This window comes from Micromonospora sp. NBC_00421 (genome assembly GCF_036017915.1).
Classification (GTDB): domain Bacteria; phylum Actinomycetota; class Actinomycetes; order Mycobacteriales; family Micromonosporaceae; genus Micromonospora.
Genome location: NZ_CP107929.1, coordinates 406,727 through 422,928 on the forward strand (window position 1 = coordinate 406,727; position 16,202 = coordinate 422,928).

The 16,202-nt window shown below is 72.3% G+C and carries 18 protein-coding genes; 12 read left to right on the plus strand and 6 right to left on the minus strand.

Annotation, left to right across the window (positions count from 1 at the left end; translation table 11 throughout):
* Positions 1-27: 27 nt before the first annotated feature.
* Positions 28-294: a hypothetical protein gene (locus tag OHQ87_RS01795; protein WP_328344301.1), complete on the plus strand. Its 267-nt coding sequence runs from the start codon at positions 28-30 to the stop codon at positions 292-294.
* A gap of 124 nt (positions 295-418) precedes the next feature.
* On the opposite strand, the gene OHQ87_RS01800 is transcribed toward OHQ87_RS01795, so the two are convergent.
* A complete protein-coding gene (locus tag OHQ87_RS01800) occupies positions 419-1,111 on the minus strand; it encodes a Crp/Fnr family transcriptional regulator (protein ID WP_043967208.1) in 693 nt (230 codons plus the stop codon).
* Positions 1,112-1,373: 262 nt separating this feature from the next.
* On the opposite strand from OHQ87_RS01800, the gene OHQ87_RS01805 reads away from it, so the two are divergent.
* The 5 genes from OHQ87_RS01805 to OHQ87_RS01825 all read left to right on the plus strand — a co-directional run bounded on the left by OHQ87_RS01805 (position 1,374) and on the right by OHQ87_RS01825 (position 5,171).
* On the plus strand, positions 1,374-1,886 hold the full coding sequence (locus OHQ87_RS01805; protein WP_328344303.1) for a polyadenylate-specific 3'-exoribonuclease AS: 513 nt from the start codon (positions 1,374-1,376) through the stop codon (positions 1,884-1,886).
* Positions 1,887-1,938: 52 nt separating this feature from the next.
* Entirely contained in the window at positions 1,939-2,442 is a 504-nt protein-coding gene (locus OHQ87_RS01810) for a pyridoxamine 5'-phosphate oxidase family protein (RefSeq protein WP_328344305.1), read from the plus strand.
* A 170-nt stretch (positions 2,443-2,612) separates the two neighbouring features.
* Positions 2,613-3,641, plus strand: a complete 1,029-nt coding sequence (locus OHQ87_RS01815) for a 6-phosphofructokinase (protein ID WP_328344307.1) — start codon at positions 2,613-2,615, stop codon at positions 3,639-3,641.
* A 77-nt stretch (positions 3,642-3,718) separates the two neighbouring features.
* On the plus strand, positions 3,719-4,537 hold the full coding sequence (gene proC, locus OHQ87_RS01820) for a pyrroline-5-carboxylate reductase (protein ID WP_328344309.1): 819 nt from the start codon (positions 3,719-3,721) through the stop codon (positions 4,535-4,537).
* A gap of 280 nt (positions 4,538-4,817) precedes the next feature.
* Positions 4,818-5,171 (plus strand): DUF2203 domain-containing protein, encoded by a 354-nt coding sequence (locus OHQ87_RS01825; protein WP_328344311.1) that lies wholly within the window; start codon positions 4,818-4,820, stop codon positions 5,169-5,171.
* 211 nt (positions 5,172-5,382) lie between these two features.
* On the opposite strand, the gene OHQ87_RS01830 is transcribed toward OHQ87_RS01825, so the two are convergent.
* From OHQ87_RS01830 to OHQ87_RS01840, 3 genes are read right to left on the minus strand one after another with little or no spacing between them, the layout of a single operon-like run.
* Positions 5,383-6,330 (minus strand): threonine ammonia-lyase, encoded by a 948-nt coding sequence (locus OHQ87_RS01830; RefSeq protein WP_328344313.1) that lies wholly within the window; start codon positions 6,328-6,330, stop codon positions 5,383-5,385.
* A 29-nt stretch (positions 6,331-6,359) separates the two neighbouring features.
* Positions 6,360-7,139 (minus strand): class F sortase, encoded by a 780-nt coding sequence (locus tag OHQ87_RS01835; RefSeq protein WP_328344315.1) that lies wholly within the window; start codon positions 7,137-7,139, stop codon positions 6,360-6,362.
* Positions 7,136-7,999, minus strand: a complete 864-nt coding sequence (locus OHQ87_RS01840) for a DUF4397 domain-containing protein (RefSeq protein WP_328344317.1) — start codon at positions 7,997-7,999, stop codon at positions 7,136-7,138. Before OHQ87_RS01840 ends, OHQ87_RS01835 begins: the two co-directional genes overlap by 4 nt.
* Before the next feature lie 163 nt (positions 8,000-8,162).
* Here OHQ87_RS01840 and OHQ87_RS01845 point away from each other — a divergent pair, with 163 nt between their 5' ends.
* The 3 genes from OHQ87_RS01845 to OHQ87_RS01855 all read left to right on the plus strand — a co-directional run bounded on the left by OHQ87_RS01845 (position 8,163) and on the right by OHQ87_RS01855 (position 10,118).
* Positions 8,163-8,657, plus strand: coding sequence for a GNAT family N-acetyltransferase (locus OHQ87_RS01845; RefSeq protein ID WP_328344319.1), 495 nt, complete (start codon positions 8,163-8,165; stop codon positions 8,655-8,657).
* Positions 8,658-8,660: 3 nt separating this feature from the next.
* Positions 8,661-9,224: a GNAT family N-acetyltransferase gene (locus OHQ87_RS01850; protein ID WP_328344321.1), complete on the plus strand. Its 564-nt coding sequence runs from the start codon at positions 8,661-8,663 to the stop codon at positions 9,222-9,224.
* A gap of 90 nt (positions 9,225-9,314) precedes the next feature.
* The gene (locus OHQ87_RS01855; protein ID WP_328344323.1) at positions 9,315-10,118 is read left to right on the plus strand and encodes an SGNH/GDSL hydrolase family protein; all 804 of its coding nucleotides are present in this window, start codon (positions 9,315-9,317) and stop codon (positions 10,116-10,118) included.
* A gap of 503 nt (positions 10,119-10,621) precedes the next feature.
* Here the strand turns inward: OHQ87_RS01855 and OHQ87_RS01860 are convergent.
* A complete protein-coding gene (locus OHQ87_RS01860) occupies positions 10,622-11,110 on the minus strand; it encodes a glutathione peroxidase (protein WP_328344325.1) in 489 nt (162 codons plus the stop codon).
* 180 nt (positions 11,111-11,290) lie between these two features.
* Between OHQ87_RS01860 and OHQ87_RS01865 the strand changes: the two genes are divergently transcribed.
* On the plus strand, positions 11,291-12,940 hold the full coding sequence (locus OHQ87_RS01865; RefSeq protein ID WP_328344327.1) for a glycosyl hydrolase family 18 protein: 1,650 nt from the start codon (positions 11,291-11,293) through the stop codon (positions 12,938-12,940).
* A gap of 77 nt (positions 12,941-13,017) precedes the next feature.
* On the opposite strand, the gene OHQ87_RS01870 is transcribed toward OHQ87_RS01865, so the two are convergent.
* A complete protein-coding gene (locus OHQ87_RS01870; RefSeq protein ID WP_328344329.1) occupies positions 13,018-14,013 on the minus strand; it encodes a helix-turn-helix domain-containing protein in 996 nt (331 codons plus the stop codon).
* Positions 14,014-14,181: 168 nt separating this feature from the next.
* Here OHQ87_RS01870 and OHQ87_RS01875 point away from each other — a divergent pair, with 168 nt between their 5' ends.
* A complete protein-coding gene (locus OHQ87_RS01875; RefSeq protein WP_328344331.1) occupies positions 14,182-14,658 on the plus strand; it encodes a hypothetical protein in 477 nt (158 codons plus the stop codon).
* A 68-nt stretch (positions 14,659-14,726) separates the two neighbouring features.
* Positions 14,727-16,133 (plus strand): class II 3-deoxy-7-phosphoheptulonate synthase, encoded by a 1,407-nt coding sequence (locus OHQ87_RS01880; protein WP_328344333.1) that lies wholly within the window; start codon positions 14,727-14,729, stop codon positions 16,131-16,133.
* The last annotated feature ends 69 nt before the right edge of the window (positions 16,134-16,202 follow it).

Sequence of the window (16,202 nt, forward strand, 5' to 3'; positions counted from 1 at the left end):
GGAGAACTCACTGTCAGGAGAGTGGCCGTGCAGGTGCGCTTGTCCGCCTACTGGACCGACCCGGACGGCACCGTCCGGTCCCCCGGGGAGACGGTCGACGTCGATGCGGTCACTCTCGCCAGAATGGAGGAACAGGGCATGGTGGAGAATCCCGACAGCCAGTCGACCTCGGACGCCGGCACGACCACGGGTTCGACGGCCAAGCCACAGAAGATCGGACCCGGGCCGACGACACCCCCGGAGAAGATCGGCCCGGGGCCGACCGCTCCACCCGCGGACGACAACGGCAGGTGACCGACCGGCGTGCCGGTGGATCTCGGTCCGCCGGCCACGCCGCGCTGTCTGCCCCGCTGCCGCGCCGCCCGGACCGCTCCACCGCCCGGAGCATGCCGCCGCCCGGCCGCGCCGGGAAGCCTGGTCAGCGGTCGCTCATGCCGGCCCGGCGGCGCAGCGCCGCCACGTCGGTGACCACGATCCGGCGGCCCTCGGTACGCAGCCAACCCCGGCTGGCGAAGGAGCCGATCGCCTGGTTGACGCTCTGCCGGGACCCCCCGGCCATCTCGGCCAGCTGGCTCTGGTTGAGCTCGATGGTGATCATCGGGGCCTGGCTCTCCCCGGCCAGCCGGACCAGCGTCTTGGCCACCCGGCCGGGCAGGTCGAGGAAGACGTGGTCGGCGTTCTGCTCGGTGAGCCGCCGGATCAGACCACCCAGCGACCGCATCACCGCGTCCAGGATGCGCGGGTTGGAGTGCACCAGTTCCATGAAGGCCGGACGGGACAGCGCGAGGGCGGCGCAGTCCTCGATCGCCTCGGCCGAGGCCGAACGGGTGGAGGCGTCCAGCAGGGAGACCTCGCCCAGCACGTCCGGCGGTCGGATGACCGACAGCACGGCGCGTTCCCCGGTCGGCGCGGTGCGGAACACCGCCACCGCCCCCCGACGCAGCACGATCAACGACTCGCCGGGATCGTTCTCGACGAAGAGGAGCTGGCCCTTGCGGTAGGTGCGCGGCACGGCCGCGGCGATCACCCGTTGGCGTACCTCCGGCTCCAGGCCGGCGAACATCTCCACCCCGGTGAGGGCGTCACCCGGCTCCGGCAGGCGCATCTCCACGGCCCCACCCCTCCCCCGGTCACGGACCACAACTTCGCTCACCGGGTGAACCCTGACGGCCCCTGCGGAGGTGAACTGACACCTGTTCGGCGTCCGGTAGCGGTACACATCAGATCATGACGGCCCAGTCGCTTGCTGTACACCCCCGTAGACCTTTCCGTGACACTCCCGAGCTGCGGCGGACGGTGGCGACCACCGTCCGCGCGCGGGGACGGCACCCCGGCCGGCGACGGTCACCGACCGTGGGCGAGGATGGACGGCGATGGTCTACCGCTACTTCTACGACTGCGAATTCATCGAGGACGGCCGGAGTGTCGACCTCGTGTCGATAGGTGTCGTCGACGAGTACGGCCGCGAGTTCTACGCGGTCTCCACCGAGTTCGACGACTCCCGCGCCATACCCTGGGTCCGTCGTCACGTGCTGGACAAGCTCCCCTCACCTGCCGACCGGGCCTGGCGTTCCCGCGCCCGGATCCGCGACGACCTGTACGAGTTCCTGCTGGAGCCGATCCGCGACCGGCCGGGCGAGCAACTGGAGCTGTGGGCCTGGTACGCCGCGTACGACCATGTGGTGCTGGCCCAGCTCTGGGGGGCGATGCCGGCGCTGCCCCGGGAGATCCCCCGCTTCACCAAGGAGCTGCGGCAGCTCTGGGACGACCTCGGTCGGCCCCGGCTGCCGGACGCGGCGGCCGACCGGCACGACGCGCTGGTCGACGCCCGGCACAACCTGGCCCGCTGGCAGGCGATGACAGCCGGTGACGGTCGGCAGGTTTGACAGGCGTGGTCCGGGGCACCGGTTCGGGCGAGCCGATCCGAGGGAGTGCGCCATGGCCGACGATGCGACCACCATCACCGACGCCCGGCGACGGGTGACCGAGCTGATCCGGGACGCCCGGATCTGCATGCTGACCACGATCGGCGTGGACGGCCGGCTGCTCAGTCGGCCGATGGCGCTCCAGGCGGCCGAGTTCGAGGGCGACCTGTGGTTCTTCGCCTACACCGACTCGGCCAAGATGCGCCAGCTCCGGGTCAACCCGGAGGTCGACGTGGCCTTCTCCGACCAGCGGCACCACGCCTGGGTCTCGATCTCCGGCACCGCCCAGGAGGCGTACGACCGGGCGCGGGCCGAGCAGCTGTGGAACCCGGTGCTCAAGGCGTGGTTCCCGGACGGCCTGGACACCCCCGGGCTGACCCTGCTCAAGGTGCACGCCAGCTCGGCCGAGTACTGGGACTCGCCGGGTGGCTCTGTGGTCAACCTGCTCGGCCTGGCCAAGGCGGCGGTGACCGGCGAGCCGCCGAAACTGGGCGAGAACCACGAGGTCAGTTACTGACCGGTAGCCGGCCGGTGCGGGTCGGGGCGCGGTGTCGGCGTACACCTGGGCCGACTACAGTGCGCACTGACGGCCCGCCCCGGGCCGGCAACGGTGCCGATGGTCTGAGCTGACACATATCCTGGGGCTTATCCGGGCTTCACCTGACGTTTCAGGAGGATGTGCAGATCATGCGTATCGGCGTGCTCACCGGCGGCGGCGACTGCCCAGGTCTCAACGCGGTCATTCGGGCGGTGGTCCGTAAGGGCGTCGCTACTTACGGTCACGAGTTCGTGGGTTTCCGGGACGGGTGGAAGGGTCCGCTGGAGGGCCTGTCCAAGCCGCTCGGCATCCCCGAGGTGCGGGGCATCCTGCCCCGCGGCGGCACCATCCTCGGCTCGTCCCGCACCAACCCGTTCAAGATCGAGAACGGCGTGGAGCGGATCAAGGAGAACCTCGCCGCGCAGGGCGTCGACGCCCTGATCGCGATCGGCGGCGAGGACACCCTGGGCGTCGCGACCAAGCTGCACGAGCTGGGCGTCAACGTGGTCGGCGTACCGAAGACGATCGACAACGACCTGGGTGCGACCGACTACACCTTCGGCTTCGACACCGCCGTCAACATCGCCATGGAGGCGATCGACCGGCTGCACACCACCGCGGAGAGCCACCACCGCACCCTGGTCGTCGAGGTGATGGGTCGGCACGCCGGCTGGATCGCCCTGCACGCCGGCCTGGCCGGTGGCGCCAACGTGATCCTGCTGCCGGAGCGCAAGTTCGACGTCGAGCAGGTCGCCGGCTACGTCGAGAAGCGCTTCCAGCACCAGTACGCCCCGATCGTCGTGGTCGCCGAGGGCGCCCAGCCGCTCGACGGCCAGATGGTCCTGCACAACCAGGAGCTCGACGCCTTCGGTCACGTCCGCCTCGGCGGCATCGGCCAGTGGCTCGCCGAGCAGCTGGAGGCGAAGACCGGCAAGGAGGCCCGGACCGTCGTGCTCGGGCACATCCAGCGCGGTGGCACCCCGACCGCCTTCGACCGGGTGCTCGCCACCCGGCTCGGCCTCCAGGCGATCGACGCCGCGCACGAGGGCGACTGGGGCAAGATGGTCGCGATGCAGAGCACGGACATCGTCCGGGTGCCGCTGGCCGAGGCCACCCGCGAGCTGAAGACCGTCCCGATCGAGCGTTACGACGAGGCCGAGGTCTTCTTCGGCAGCTGACCCGCCCACCCCTGCCCCTCCGCCACGCCGGAGGGGCAGGGGGTACGGGACGGGTCGAACGGGACGGAAGGGTGGAGATGGCGGCTGCGAAGCACACCGTCGCGGTGATCGGGGCGGGAAAGATCGGTGAGCTGGTGCTCTCCGGGCTGTTGCGGTCCGGCTGGCCGGCGCAGCGGCTGCTGGCGACCGCCCGCCGTCCCGTCCGGGCCGAGGAACTGGCCACCCGGTACGGCGTACGGGTGGTCGACAACCTGACCGCCGTCGACGAGGCGGCGGTGCTGGCGGTCGCGGTGAAGCCGCAGGACGCGGGCACCCTGCTGGACGAGATCGGCCCGAAGGTGCCGGCCGACAAGCTGGTCATCTCGCTCTGCGCCGGGCTGCCCACCAGCTTCTTCAGCCGCCGGCTGCCCGAGGGCACCCCGGTGGTCCGGGTGATGACCAACACCCCGGCCCTGGTCGACCAGGCGATGAGCGCGATCTCGGCCGGCGCGCACGCCACCGGTGAACACCTGGCCCTGGCCGAGGAGATGTTCGCCCCGCTCGGCGCGACCCTGCGGGTGCCCGAGTCGCAGCAGGACGCGGTGACCGCCCTCTCCGGCTCCGGGCCGGCCTACTTCTACCTGCTGGTCGAGGCCATGATCGACGCGGGCATCCTGCTCGGCCTGCCCCGGCAGGTGGCACACGAGCTGATCGTGCAGACCGCGATCGGCTCGGCGATTATGCTGCGCGACTCCGGCGAACACCCGGTCAAGCTCCGCGAGGCGGTCACCTCCCCGGCCGGCACCACCATCTCGGCCATCCGCGAGCTGGAGAAACACGGCGTACGCGCGGCACTGCTGGCGGCGCTGGAAGCCGCCCGCGACCGCGCCCGCGAACTGGCCGCCCAGGCCGACTGACAGCCGGCAGCGACAGGGGTGGGTGCGAAAGATTGGTCCGTCATGTGCTGGTGGGAAGCAGCTCACCGTTGACGAGGTATCGGCAGGTGCCGAGGGCGGCTGCTGCAACGGCATTCGTAAGCCGACGCCAGACATAGGGTCGAAGCATCGGCTCGGCTTCATCGGGCGGGCTCAGGTGGTACGCCGGTAGTTCACCGTCGGCCAGCCGTAGCGCTGCTTTCTTTTCCCCACGAAGCACGCCGCCTAGGTACGGCGAACGTGAGTGCCCCATACTGGCCCGGTGTTCACTCTCGCCCAGGCGCGGTACCTGGTCGCCACCCTGCAGCCCCGCATCGACGAGCTGATCGGTATCCGGGCCGACCTGGCCGAGTTACGGGCCGACCTGGCCGGCCCCGGGATGTCGGCGCTGGGCGGCCGGGCCGAGGTCAAGGCCCTCGAGGCCCGGCTGCACGGCGTGCTGGAGGATTTGAACTCGCACGACATCCAGGTCAAGGGGATCGCCCCGGTGCTGCTCGACTTCCCCGGCGAACACGACGGCCGCGCCGTGCTCTGGTGCTGGCTGGAGGGCGACTCCGACGTGCGCTGGTACCACCGCGTCGAATGCGGCTTCGCCGGCCGCCGCCCAATCCGCTAACCCACCCCCCCACACCCCCCCACACCCCACCCCACCCCACCCCACCCCACCCCGTCGATCAGGGAGTTATGGTGGGAGCAAAGCATGCGATATGGGGATGCAACGGGCACCAGAACTCCAAGATCGCGCGCAGTCGGAGCCCTGCCGGGTCAGGGCGGGGTCGGTCAGGGCGGGGTCGGTCAGGCCATGGGTGGGGGTGGGGGCAGGGCGGTCAGGCGAGGGTGGCCAGCATGGTGGGGGAGACGTTGCCGCCGCTGAGGACCAGGATCGTCCGGGCGCCCGGGGCGGCGGTCACCCGCCCGGTGCGCAGCGCGGCGAGGGTGACCGCCGCCGCCGGTTCGAGCAGCAGCCGGGTGGCCGCCATCAGATCCCACCAGGCGGCCCGGATGTCCGCCTCGGTGACCTCCACCATGTCGTCGACCAGGTCCCGGACGTGGGCCAGGGTGAGCCGGCCGGCGAACGGGGCGGCCAGCCCGTCGGCCATCGAGACCGGTCGGGTCGCCGGGCCGTCGCCGTCGGTGCGCAGCGCGTGGCCGACGACGTTGGCGGTGGCCGGCTCGACGCCGACGATCCGGGCCGTCGGGGCAGCAGCCCGGACGGCAGCTGCCACCCCGCTGATCAGCCCGCCACCGCCGACCGGGACCAGTACCAGGCCCGGCGGTGGGCCGTCGGCCAGCAGTTCCCGGCCCAGGGTGGCCTGACCGGCGATGACGTCCGGGTCGTCGAACGGCGGCAGCAGGTGGTAGCCGCGCTCGGCGGTGATCGTCTGACAGGTGGCGAGCAGGTCGTCGGTGAGCACCACCTCGCCACCCCACCGGCGGACCGCCTCGATCTTGGTGGGCACCGCGTGCGGGGGCATGCAGACGACGGTGGGCAGGCCGAAGGTACGACCGGCGAAGGCCACCGCCATGGCGTGGTTGCCGGCCGAGAAGGCGGTCAGCCCGGCCGGGGTCGCCTGCCGTTCGGCCAGGGCGAGCAGCGCGTTCAGCGCGCCCCGGACCTTGAAGCTGCCGGTGTGCTGGAGATTCTCCGCCTTCACCGCGACGTCCAGTCCGAACTCGTCGCCGAGCTGCGGGCAGGGCAGCAGAGGGGTCCGGACGATCCGCCCGGCGAGCCGGCGCTCGGCGGCCAGGACGTCGTCCACGCTGGTCAGTCGCATCGCCGGAGCCTAGCCGCCCGGGTTGGGGGTCAGTCGGCGGCGGAGCGGGGGACGGGGTCGGCCGGCGGGTCGGCGACGGCGAAGACCACCACGTTGTCCCGGTAGTGCCCGACCCGCCGGTCGAAGTCACCACCGCAGGTGATCAGCCGCAGCTCGGGGCCGGGCGTCGGGCCGTACACGGTGGCGGTGGGGAAGGCGTCCTTGGGGGTACGCAGCGTGCCGGTGACCCGGAACGTCACCCGGCGCGCGCCCCGCCACACCTCGATCCGGTCGCCGGGGCGCAACTCGCCGAGGCGGGCGAAGACGGCCGGGCCACGTCGGGAGTCCAGGTGACCGGCGATCACCGCCGGCCCCGGGTCGCCCGGTGCCGGGCCGCCGCCGTACCAGCCGGCCCGGGTGAAGTCCGCCGGTGGGACCAGGGTGCCGGCGCGGTCCAGGCCGAGCGCGGTGAGCGTGGAGTCGACGTCGATCCGCGCCACGCGTACCCGGGTGGGTGGCGCAGGCACGGCGCGCAGCGCGCCGGCACCGGTGGCGCAACCGGCCGCGCAGCCGGGCCGCCAGTCACCGGCCGGGCCCACCGGCCGGGCGGAGCCGTCCGCCGGGCCGGCGTCGGAGTCTGGGCCGGCGTCGGAGTCTGGGCCGGGGGTGGCGGCCGGGCCGGGGGCGGTGGTGAGGCCGAGGCGGGTGTCGGTGGCCAGGCCGACGCCGGTGCCCGCGGCCAGGCAGAGCGCCGCGCCGACCGCGACCAGGGCGGCGGACGACCCCCGCCGGGCGCGGTGCCGCCGGATCGCGAAGCCGGGCCTGGTCACCAGACCGGTCGCCGCCGACGCCGCACCAGCACCGTCGTGCCCACCACCACGGCCCCCGCGAGCAGCCCGCCGGCCACCATCGGGTACGCCCCGAGCCCGCCTGCGGCCAGCCCGCCGGCACCCGCCGGCACGCCACCGGCCGGGGCGACCCCGCCGTCGCGGGCGTCCTCGCGCAGCTCGGTGGTGAGCCCGCCCCGCTTGCCGTCGAGCACCAGCAGCGAGTAGACCCGCCCACCGGCGAGGGTCACCTCGGCGTCGGTGGTCGGGCCGCTGCCACCGCCGAGGCGCAGCCGCCAGCGGCCCGGCTCCACCTGCCGGTAGGCGGTGGTGGTGGCGAACCGGACGGCCTCGGCGACGGTCGGGCCGTCGTCGGCCGTCACGTCGACCACCGGGGCCCGCACGGAGGCCTGGACGACCCGCACCTTCGCCTGCCCGGCTGCCGGGGCGCTGAGGTCGTCGGCGAGGACCCGCAGGCCGAGGTCGGCGTAACGACCCACCCCGGCCACCGTGTACGCCTCACCCGCGTCGACCGCCACCTCGGTGGTGAGCACCGGCGGCTCGCTGGCCGGTGCGCCGGCCTGCCGCATCGCCACCGCGTACCGGCCGGCGGCCAGGGGCAGGTAGCGGGAGACGACGCCGTAGCCGACGGCGGGGAAGACCTGTGGCGCCCCGTTGCCGGGGGCGGAGAGGTAGACGTCCACGGCCGGGGTGTCGGGGGAGAGGTGGGCGAGCCGGACGTAACCGACGTCGCCGGTCGCCGCGGTGGCGGGCGCGACGCCGATGGCGGCCGATGCGGTGCCGAGCAGGAGGGTGCCGGTGGCGGCGAGCAGCCGGCGCGGCGCGGTACGGAGCTGGGGCATCTCGCCTCCGAGGTGGTGTGTCGGTGCCAATCTGGTGTCGGTGCCGACCCACAGCGTCCCGTGAGCGGGACTGGATGGCAAGTCGGACAACTCCGTGTCCCACCGTTTCCGATCAGCGTGTCTCGGCGGGTGTCCCGTGCGGAGTATCCGGTACCGTCCGTTCGTGATCAACGTTCGACGCGCCGTGGTGGCCGACGCCGGCGAGATCGTCCGCCTGCGTGGGGTGATGCTGGCCGACATCGACGCGATGGCTCCCGCGCCGGGCCCCTGGCAGCAGGCCGCCCGGGAGGTGCTGCACCGGCGGCTGGCCGAACCGGCCGACCTGATGGCGGTCTTCGTGGTCGACGACCCGCGCCGGCCGGGTGTGCTGGCGGCCTGCGCGACCGGGACCATCGAGCAGCGCCTCGGCGGCCCCGGCAACCCCGACGGCCTGACCGGGTACGTCTTCAACGTGGTCACCGAGCCGGCGCACCGCCGGCGCGGCTACTCCCGGGCCTGCCTGGAGGCGCTGCTGGACTGGTACCGGCAGCGCGGGGTCGGCAAGGTCGACCTGCGGGCCTCGGCTGCGGGCGAACCGCTCTACCGGTCGCTGGGCTTCGTGCCCACCTCCTTGCCGACGCTGCGGTTGAGCCTGCCGGTGTCGAGCAGGAGGGGCTGACCGGTGTTCGCGCTGCCGCTGACCGGGGACGCCGAGCTGCGCCCGCTCTCGCCGTGGCACGCGCAGGAGTTCCTGACCCATCTGGACCGGGCCCGCGAGCACATCGCCCCCTGGGTCGGGGCGTCCTTCGTGGCCACCGACCTGGACTCGGCCCGCCGGGTGCTGCGCCGGTACGCCGAGAAGTGGGCGGCCGACGCCGGTGGCATCTGGGGGATCTGGGCCGACGGCACCCTGGTCGGCGGGGTGATGTTCGTGTCCTTCGACACGGCGTCCGGGCTAGCCGAGGCGGGTTGCTGGCTGGAACCGGCCGCCGAGGGGCGGGGCCTGGTGACCCGGGCGGCGACCCGGATCGTGGACTGGGCGATCCGGGAACGCGGCATCCACCGGGTCGAATGGCGGACCAGCGTCGGCAACGTCCGTAGCGCCGCGGTGGCCCGCCGGCTCGGGATGCGGCACGAGGGCACCCTGCGCGAGGTCGCACCGGGTCCGGCGGGCCGGGTCGACGTCGAGATCTGGGCGGTGCTGGCCGGGCAGTGGTCGTCGACGGACGGGTCGCAGACCCCCTGACGACCCCTGTTCCATATCGATGGCCTTCCCAAACTCTTCATCGAGTGATATCTATCTCACACCACCACTTCCAGCCCCCAGGAGTGCGACGTGCGGAGATCCCGTCTCGTGTCCCTTGCCGTGAGTCTCGCGGCATCCATCGGCGTGACCCTCGGCGTGGCGGTGCCCGCCCAGGCGGCCCCCACCGACCGTTACGTGGCCCTCGGTGACTCCTACGCCTCCGGCGTCGGTGCCGACAGTTACACCTCCGAGAGCGGCGCCTGCCAGCGCAGCACCAACGCCTACCCGGCGCTGTACAACACCACCGTCAAGCCCGCCTCGTACAAGTCGGTCGCCTGCTCCGGGGCCACCACCACGGACGTGGTCAACAATCAGCTCTCCGCACTGACCTCGACCACCACCCTGGTCAGCGTCACCATCGGCGGCAACGACGTCGGCTTCTCGTCGATCATGACGACCTGCGTGCTCCAGGGGGAGGCCCAGTGCGTCGCGGCCGTGCAGGCCGCCGAGAACAAGGCCCGCGCGGAGCTGCCCGCCAAGCTGGCGGCCGTCTACAACGGGATCAGGTCCCGCGCGCCGTCGGCCCGGGTGGTGGTCGTCGGCTACCCGGTCTTCTACCAGCTCGGCACGGTCTGCGTGGGGCTCACCGCGACCTCCCGCACGAAGATCAACGAGGGCATCAACCTGGTGGACGACATCACCCGCACCGCCGCCACCTCGGCCGGCTTCACCTTCGCCGACGTCCGGTCCATCTTCGTCGGTCACCAACTGTGCAGCTACGGCGAGAAGTGGCTGCACGCGCTGAACTTCGTCAACATCGGCGTGTCCTACCACCCGACGGCGGCCGGTCAGTCCGGCGGCTACTACCCGGTCTTCCGTTCCGCAGCGGGCTGATCCGCAGCGGGCTGGTTCGTGGCGGGCTGATCCGTGGCGGGTTGGTTCGTGGCGGGCTGGTCCGGTGCCCCATGGCCGTGTCGACCTGTCCCCGGGTCGGCGCGGCCCTGGCCTGATCGGGGACCGTCGGGCCAGGGCGGGGTCGCCTTCTCTCCGCTGGTCCGGCTTCTTCCTCCCGGTCGGCCTTTCCCCTGGTGCTCTTCCCGCCGGTCGGCCGATTCCCGCCGGTCGGCCCCTTGGCGTTGGTCGGCTATCTTGCGCCGGTCGGGCGCTTCGGGGGGACGTGGCCGGCTGGTACACGGCGAGGCCGGTATGCCTGCCCGGGTGCTTTGGAGCTGATGACGTTAGCGACTCACGATCCCTGTCGGAGGGGTGACTCGCTAACGTCATCAGCTCGAAAGGGCCCGAGGAGACATCGGTGGGTATCGGGTGCCAGTGTTCCTGACGGTGGTTGCGCGCCGGGCGGGCTGAGGGTCGGGTGACCTACTCCCGCGTCCTGGCTCTCAGGCTGGCAGGACCTTGTCGATCGCGGTGCGCAGCTCGGCCGAGTCCGGGGTGACCGTCGGTGCGAACCGGCCGGCGACCGTGCCGTCCGGGGCGACCAGGAACTTCTCGAAGTTCCACCGGACGTCCCCGGTGTGTCCCTCGGCGTCGGGGGTGTCGACAAGTGCCGCGTAGAGCGGGTGCCGGGCCGGGCCGTTGACGTCGACCTTCTCGGTCAGCGGGAAGGTGACCCCGTAGTTGACCTGGCAGAACTCGTCGATCTCGGCGGCCGTGCCGGGTTCCTGCCCGGCGAACTGGTTGCACGGCACGCCGAGCACCACCAGACCCCGGTCGGCATACCCGGTGGACAGCTCCTGGAGGGCGGCGTACTGCGGGGTGAGGCCGCAGCGGGAGGCCACGTTGACGACCAGCAGCGCCCGGCCCCGGTAACCGGCCAGGTCGGCGGATCCGCCGGTCAGCGCGTCGATCTCGATGTCGAAGACGGTCATGCCGCGAGGCTACGCGCCCGTGCGCGCCACCCGGGCCACCCCGACCCCGAACCGCCCGAACCGCCCTGCTCACCCCGGGCAGCGAATCGACGGATGCGCATCTTGACGAAGTGATGACGGTGTGAGTAGCGTCTCCCCAACCGATCTGGAAAGTTTCCTAACTGTTTGAGGAGGCGCCCCATGAAGAGATCCCTCCGCCGCGCCCTCTGGGCTGGCGCGGTCGTCGCGCTGACCGTTGCGGCGGTACCGGTGACCTCGGCGTTCGGCGCCGGAAGCGTCACCGCGACATTCGCCTCGGCCCAGGACTGGGGGACCGGCCACGAGGGCCGGGTCACCGTCGCCAACGGCTCCAGCGCCAGCGTCAGCACCTGGCGGATCGAGTTCGACCTGCCGGCCGGCACCACCATCAGCAGCTTCTGGGACGCCGACGTCACCAGCAGCGGCAATCACTACGTGGCGGTGAAGAAGAGCTGGGCCGGGCCGCTCGGCCCGGGAGCCAGCTTCAGCTGGGGCTACAACGGCACCGGGCCGTACAAGGCGCCGCTGAACTGCACGATCAACGGCGCGTCGTGCGGCGGGGGCACCCCGCCCACCACCACGAAGCCGCCGACGACCGCGCCGCCCACGACGACCCCGCCCACTACGGCACCGCCGACTACGGCACCGCCGACCACCCCGCCGGCGACGACCCCGCCGCCCACCACCCCGCCCAGCGGGGACAAGAAGGTCGTCGGCTACTTCGCCGAGTGGGGCGTCTACGGCCGCAACTACCACGTCAAGAACATCGCCACCAGCGGCTCCGCCGCCAAGCTCACCCACATCCTGTACGCCTTCGGCAACACCACAGGCGGCCGGTGCACGATCGGGGACAGCTACGCCGACTACGACAAGGCGTACACCGCGGCGGACAGCGTGGACGGCGTCGCCGACACCTGGGACCAGCCGCTGCGTGGCAGCTTCAACCAGCTGCGCAAGCTCAAGAAGATGTACCCGCACCTGAAGGTGATCTGGTCCTTCGGCGGTTGGACCTGGTCGGGCGGCTTCACCCAGGCCGCGCAGAACCCGGCCGCGTTCGCCGACAGCTGCTACAACCTGGTCGAGGACCCGCGCTGGGCGGACGTCTTCGACGGCATCGACATCGACTGGGAGTACCCCAACGCCTGCGGTCTGAGCTGTGACAGCAGCGGCCCGAACGCCTTCAAGAACGTGATCGGCGCGCTGCGTACCAGGTTCGGCTCGTCCGCCCTGGTCACCGCCGCGATCACCGCCGACGGCAGCAACGGCGGCAAGATCGACGCCACCGACTACGCCGGTGCGGTGGGCAACCTCAACTGGCTGATGCCGATGACCTACGACTACTTCGGCGCGTTCAACGCCCAGGGACCCACCGCCCCGCACTCGCCGCTCACCTCGTACACCGGGATTCCGCAGCAGGGCTTCAACTCCGACGCGGCGATCCAGAAGCTCAAGTCCAAGGGGGTGCCGGCCAACAAGCTGTTGCTCGGCATCGGCTTCTATGGTCGGGGCTGGACCGGGGTGACCCAGGCCGCCCCGGGCGGCACCGCCACCGGCGCCGCCCCCGGCACCTACGAAGCGGGCATCGAGGACTACAAGGTCCTCAAGAACACCTGCCCGGCCACCAGCACCATCGCCGGGACGGCGTACGCCAAGTGCGGCAGCAACTGGTGGAGCTACGACACGCCGGCCACCATCGGCGGCAAGATGACCTACGCGAAGAACCAGGGCCTCGGTGGCGCCTTCTTCTGGGAGCTCTCCGGTGACACCGGCAACGGTGAGCTGATCGGCGCCATCAAGGGCGGCCTCGGCTGAGCCGAGCGCCGACGCACCACCCACACGGGCGGGGAGGGACCACACCGGTCCCTCCCCGCCCGCAATGTCCGGGCAGGTCAGCGTCCGGCCGACCGGGCCCGGTGCTCGCGGGGGGAGAGGCCGAAGTCAGCCCGGAACGCGCGGCTGAAGTGGGCCCGGTCACGGAATCCGCACCGGACGGCGATCTCGTGTATGCCCAGATGGGCCAGGGCCGGGTCGGCGAGGTCCCGGTGGCACCGTTCCAGCCGACGGGTCCGGATCAGGGCCGCCACGGTGCTGCCGGAGGGCTCGAAGAGCCGGTGCAGGGACCGTAGCGACAGGTGGTGCGCCTCGGCCACCGCGGCCGGGGTCAGCTCGGGGTCGTCGAGGTGTCGGGAGACGAACGCCTCGATCCGGGCCCGCAGGCCGGTCGCCCGTACCTCGGTCGGCAGCGTCGCGGTCAGGTCGAGGCGTCCGGCCAGGGTGCCGGTGATCAGGTCCAGGGCGATCCGGTCCAGTCGGGGCGCGTCGGTCGGGGCGTACTGCTCGGGATGCTCGACGACCTGCCGCAGGAACTGGGCCAGCAGCACGCCCATCCCGGTGCCGGCCGGGATCCGTACGGCAAGCAGTTCCTCGACCCGGCCGGCCGGCAGGTGCAGCGCCCCGTGCGGCACCAGCGCGGTCACCGTCTGCAACGGCCCCGACCTGTCGGCGGCGTCCGGTCGGTGCGCGGAGCCGTGCGGCCGGACCGTGTCGACCAGGGTGAACCCGGACGGGTCGAGTGGCCCGTCCCGTCGCCCCTGGAACGCCCTGCCGTGCCCGGACAGCGGCAGGGCGAGCTGGTACAACTCCGGGTCGGTGCTGCGGATCAGCGGGTGTGTGCGGCGCATCTCCAGCGACGGGTACCGCCAGACGCCGAGCCGGACCACCCCCAGCTCGACGACCCGGGCCGCGGCGGGGAAGTCGGCCGCGTGGTCGCTGCTGATCCGGGCCGCCGCCGACTCCCGGGCGACCAGGTCCTGCCAGAAGGCGAACCGGTCGGCCGGCGGAAACCCGGCGGTGTCGATCGACGCCACGGCGAGGATGACCGCCACCTCCCATCGGTCGAGGTCGTTACGGTAACCACAGGATCGCAGTCACCGGCAGGCGGGAGGGCGACGCGACAGGGCCGCCGCGGCCGTGACGGGTTGCCACCTGGCCGGTGCGGTGTGACACACTCGCCGCTCGGCAACCGGTCGACATCCGCACCCGGGGGAGGACGCATGGGATCGAGGTTCCGCACCGCCGGCGTCGTACCGCTGGTCCTGCTGCCGTTCGCCCTGCTCGGCTGCGGTCTGGGTGGGGACGGGGAGGCCGACGGTCAGCCCGAGCGGGCACCCGCCCAGGAGGCGTCCGCCAAGGCCCGCGAGCGGGTCCAGGCGTACCTCGACGCGATGGCGGCCAAGGACCCGGCCGCCGGCCGTAACCAGCTCTGCGCGACGATGCAGGCGGGTTTCGACGCCGCCGCGACCGGGCCGAACGGCGACTTCGCCGACCACTTCCAGGTGCCCGATGCGACGATCACCGACATCCGGACCGGCACCCGGGGTCAGGAGGTCAGCACCACGGTGACCGTTTCGGTGGGGGCGAAGAAGGCCACCCGACCGCTGCTGTTCACCGTCACCAGGGACGGCGCGGACTGGTGCATCGCGGGCGAGGAGCCCGGTGGGCACACCCCGGAGCCGTCGGTCACCCCCTGAGCTCCCAACTGCCGGAACCGCGCCCCTCGCCGCCGCAGCACTCGGACCGTCGCCGTACGCTTTCCCTCATGCGCCATGAGTGGCATCAGCTGAGCTACCCCGCCGTGAGCAGCCCCGGGCTGCAGACCAGCCGCCCCACCGTCGACTCGGCCGAGGACGCCGCCCTCGGTCTCGACAGGTGGCGTGAGCTGCCCCGTCAGCAGATCCCGCCGTGGTCCGACCCGGCCCAGGTCGCCGAGGTGTGCAAGGTGCTCGACACCGTGCCCTCGGTGGTCGCCCCCTACGAGGTCGACCAGCTCCGCCGCAAGCTCGCCCTGGTCTGCGAGGGCAAGGCGTTCCTGCTCCAGGGTGGTGACTGCGCCGAGACCTTCGCCGACAACACCGAGAGCCACCTGCTGGCCAACGCCCGCACCCTGCTCCAGATGGCGATCGTGCTCACCTACGGCGCGTCCCTGCCGGTGGTCAAGGTGGCCCGGGTCGCCGGCCAGTACACCAAGCCCCGGTCGCTGCCCACCGATGCCCGGGGCCTGCCGGCCTACCGGGGCGACATGATCAACGCGCTGGAGGCCGACCCGACCGCCCGGGTCGCCGACCCGCAGCGCATGATCCGGGCGTACGCGAACTCGGCCGCCGCGATGAACATGCTCCGCGCCTACCTGGCGGGTGGGCTGGCCGACCTGCACGCGGTGCACGACTGGAACAAGGGCTTCGTGAAGAACTCCCCGGCGGGGGAGCGCTACGAGGCGATCGCCCGGGAGATCGACCGGGCCATCGCGTTCATCCGGGCCTGCGGGATGACCGAGGACGACGCGCTGCGTACGGTCACCCTCTACTGCTCGCACGAGGCGCTGGCCCTGGAGTACGACCGGGCGCTCACCCGGGTCTCCGACCGCCGGGCGTACGGGCTGTCCGGGCACTTCCTCTGGATCGGCGAACGGACCAGGCAGCTCGACGGCGCGCACATCGACTACATCTCCCGGATCGCCAACCCGATCGGCGTGAAGCTCGGCCCGACCACCAGCCCGGACGAGGCGATCGAGCTGTGCGAGAAGCTCAACCCGGAGAACATCCCGGGCCGGCTCACCCTGATCAGCCGGATGGGCAACCACAAGGTCCGTGACGCGCTGCCGCCGATCGTCGCCAAGGTCACCGCGGCCGGGGCGAAGGTGGTGTGGCAGTGCGACCCGATGCACGGCAACACCCACGAGTCCTCCAACGGCTACAAGACCCGGCACTTCGACCGGATCGTCGACGAGGTGCTCGGCTACTTCGAGGTGCACCGGGGTCTGGAGACCCACCCCGGGGGCATCCACGTCGAGCTGACCGGCGAGGACGTCACCGAGTGCCTCGGCGGCGCCCAGGGCATCGAGGACCTCGACCTGCCCGGCCGGTACGAGACCGCCTGTGACCCGCGGCTGAACACCCAACAGTCGCTGGAACTGGCCTTCCTGGTGGCGGAGATGCTGCGTGGCTGACCGCCCGAGCGGCCCGGCCGGTGACCCGACGGGAGGGCGGGGCATTGCGCCTGCCGACCGACGGGAGGG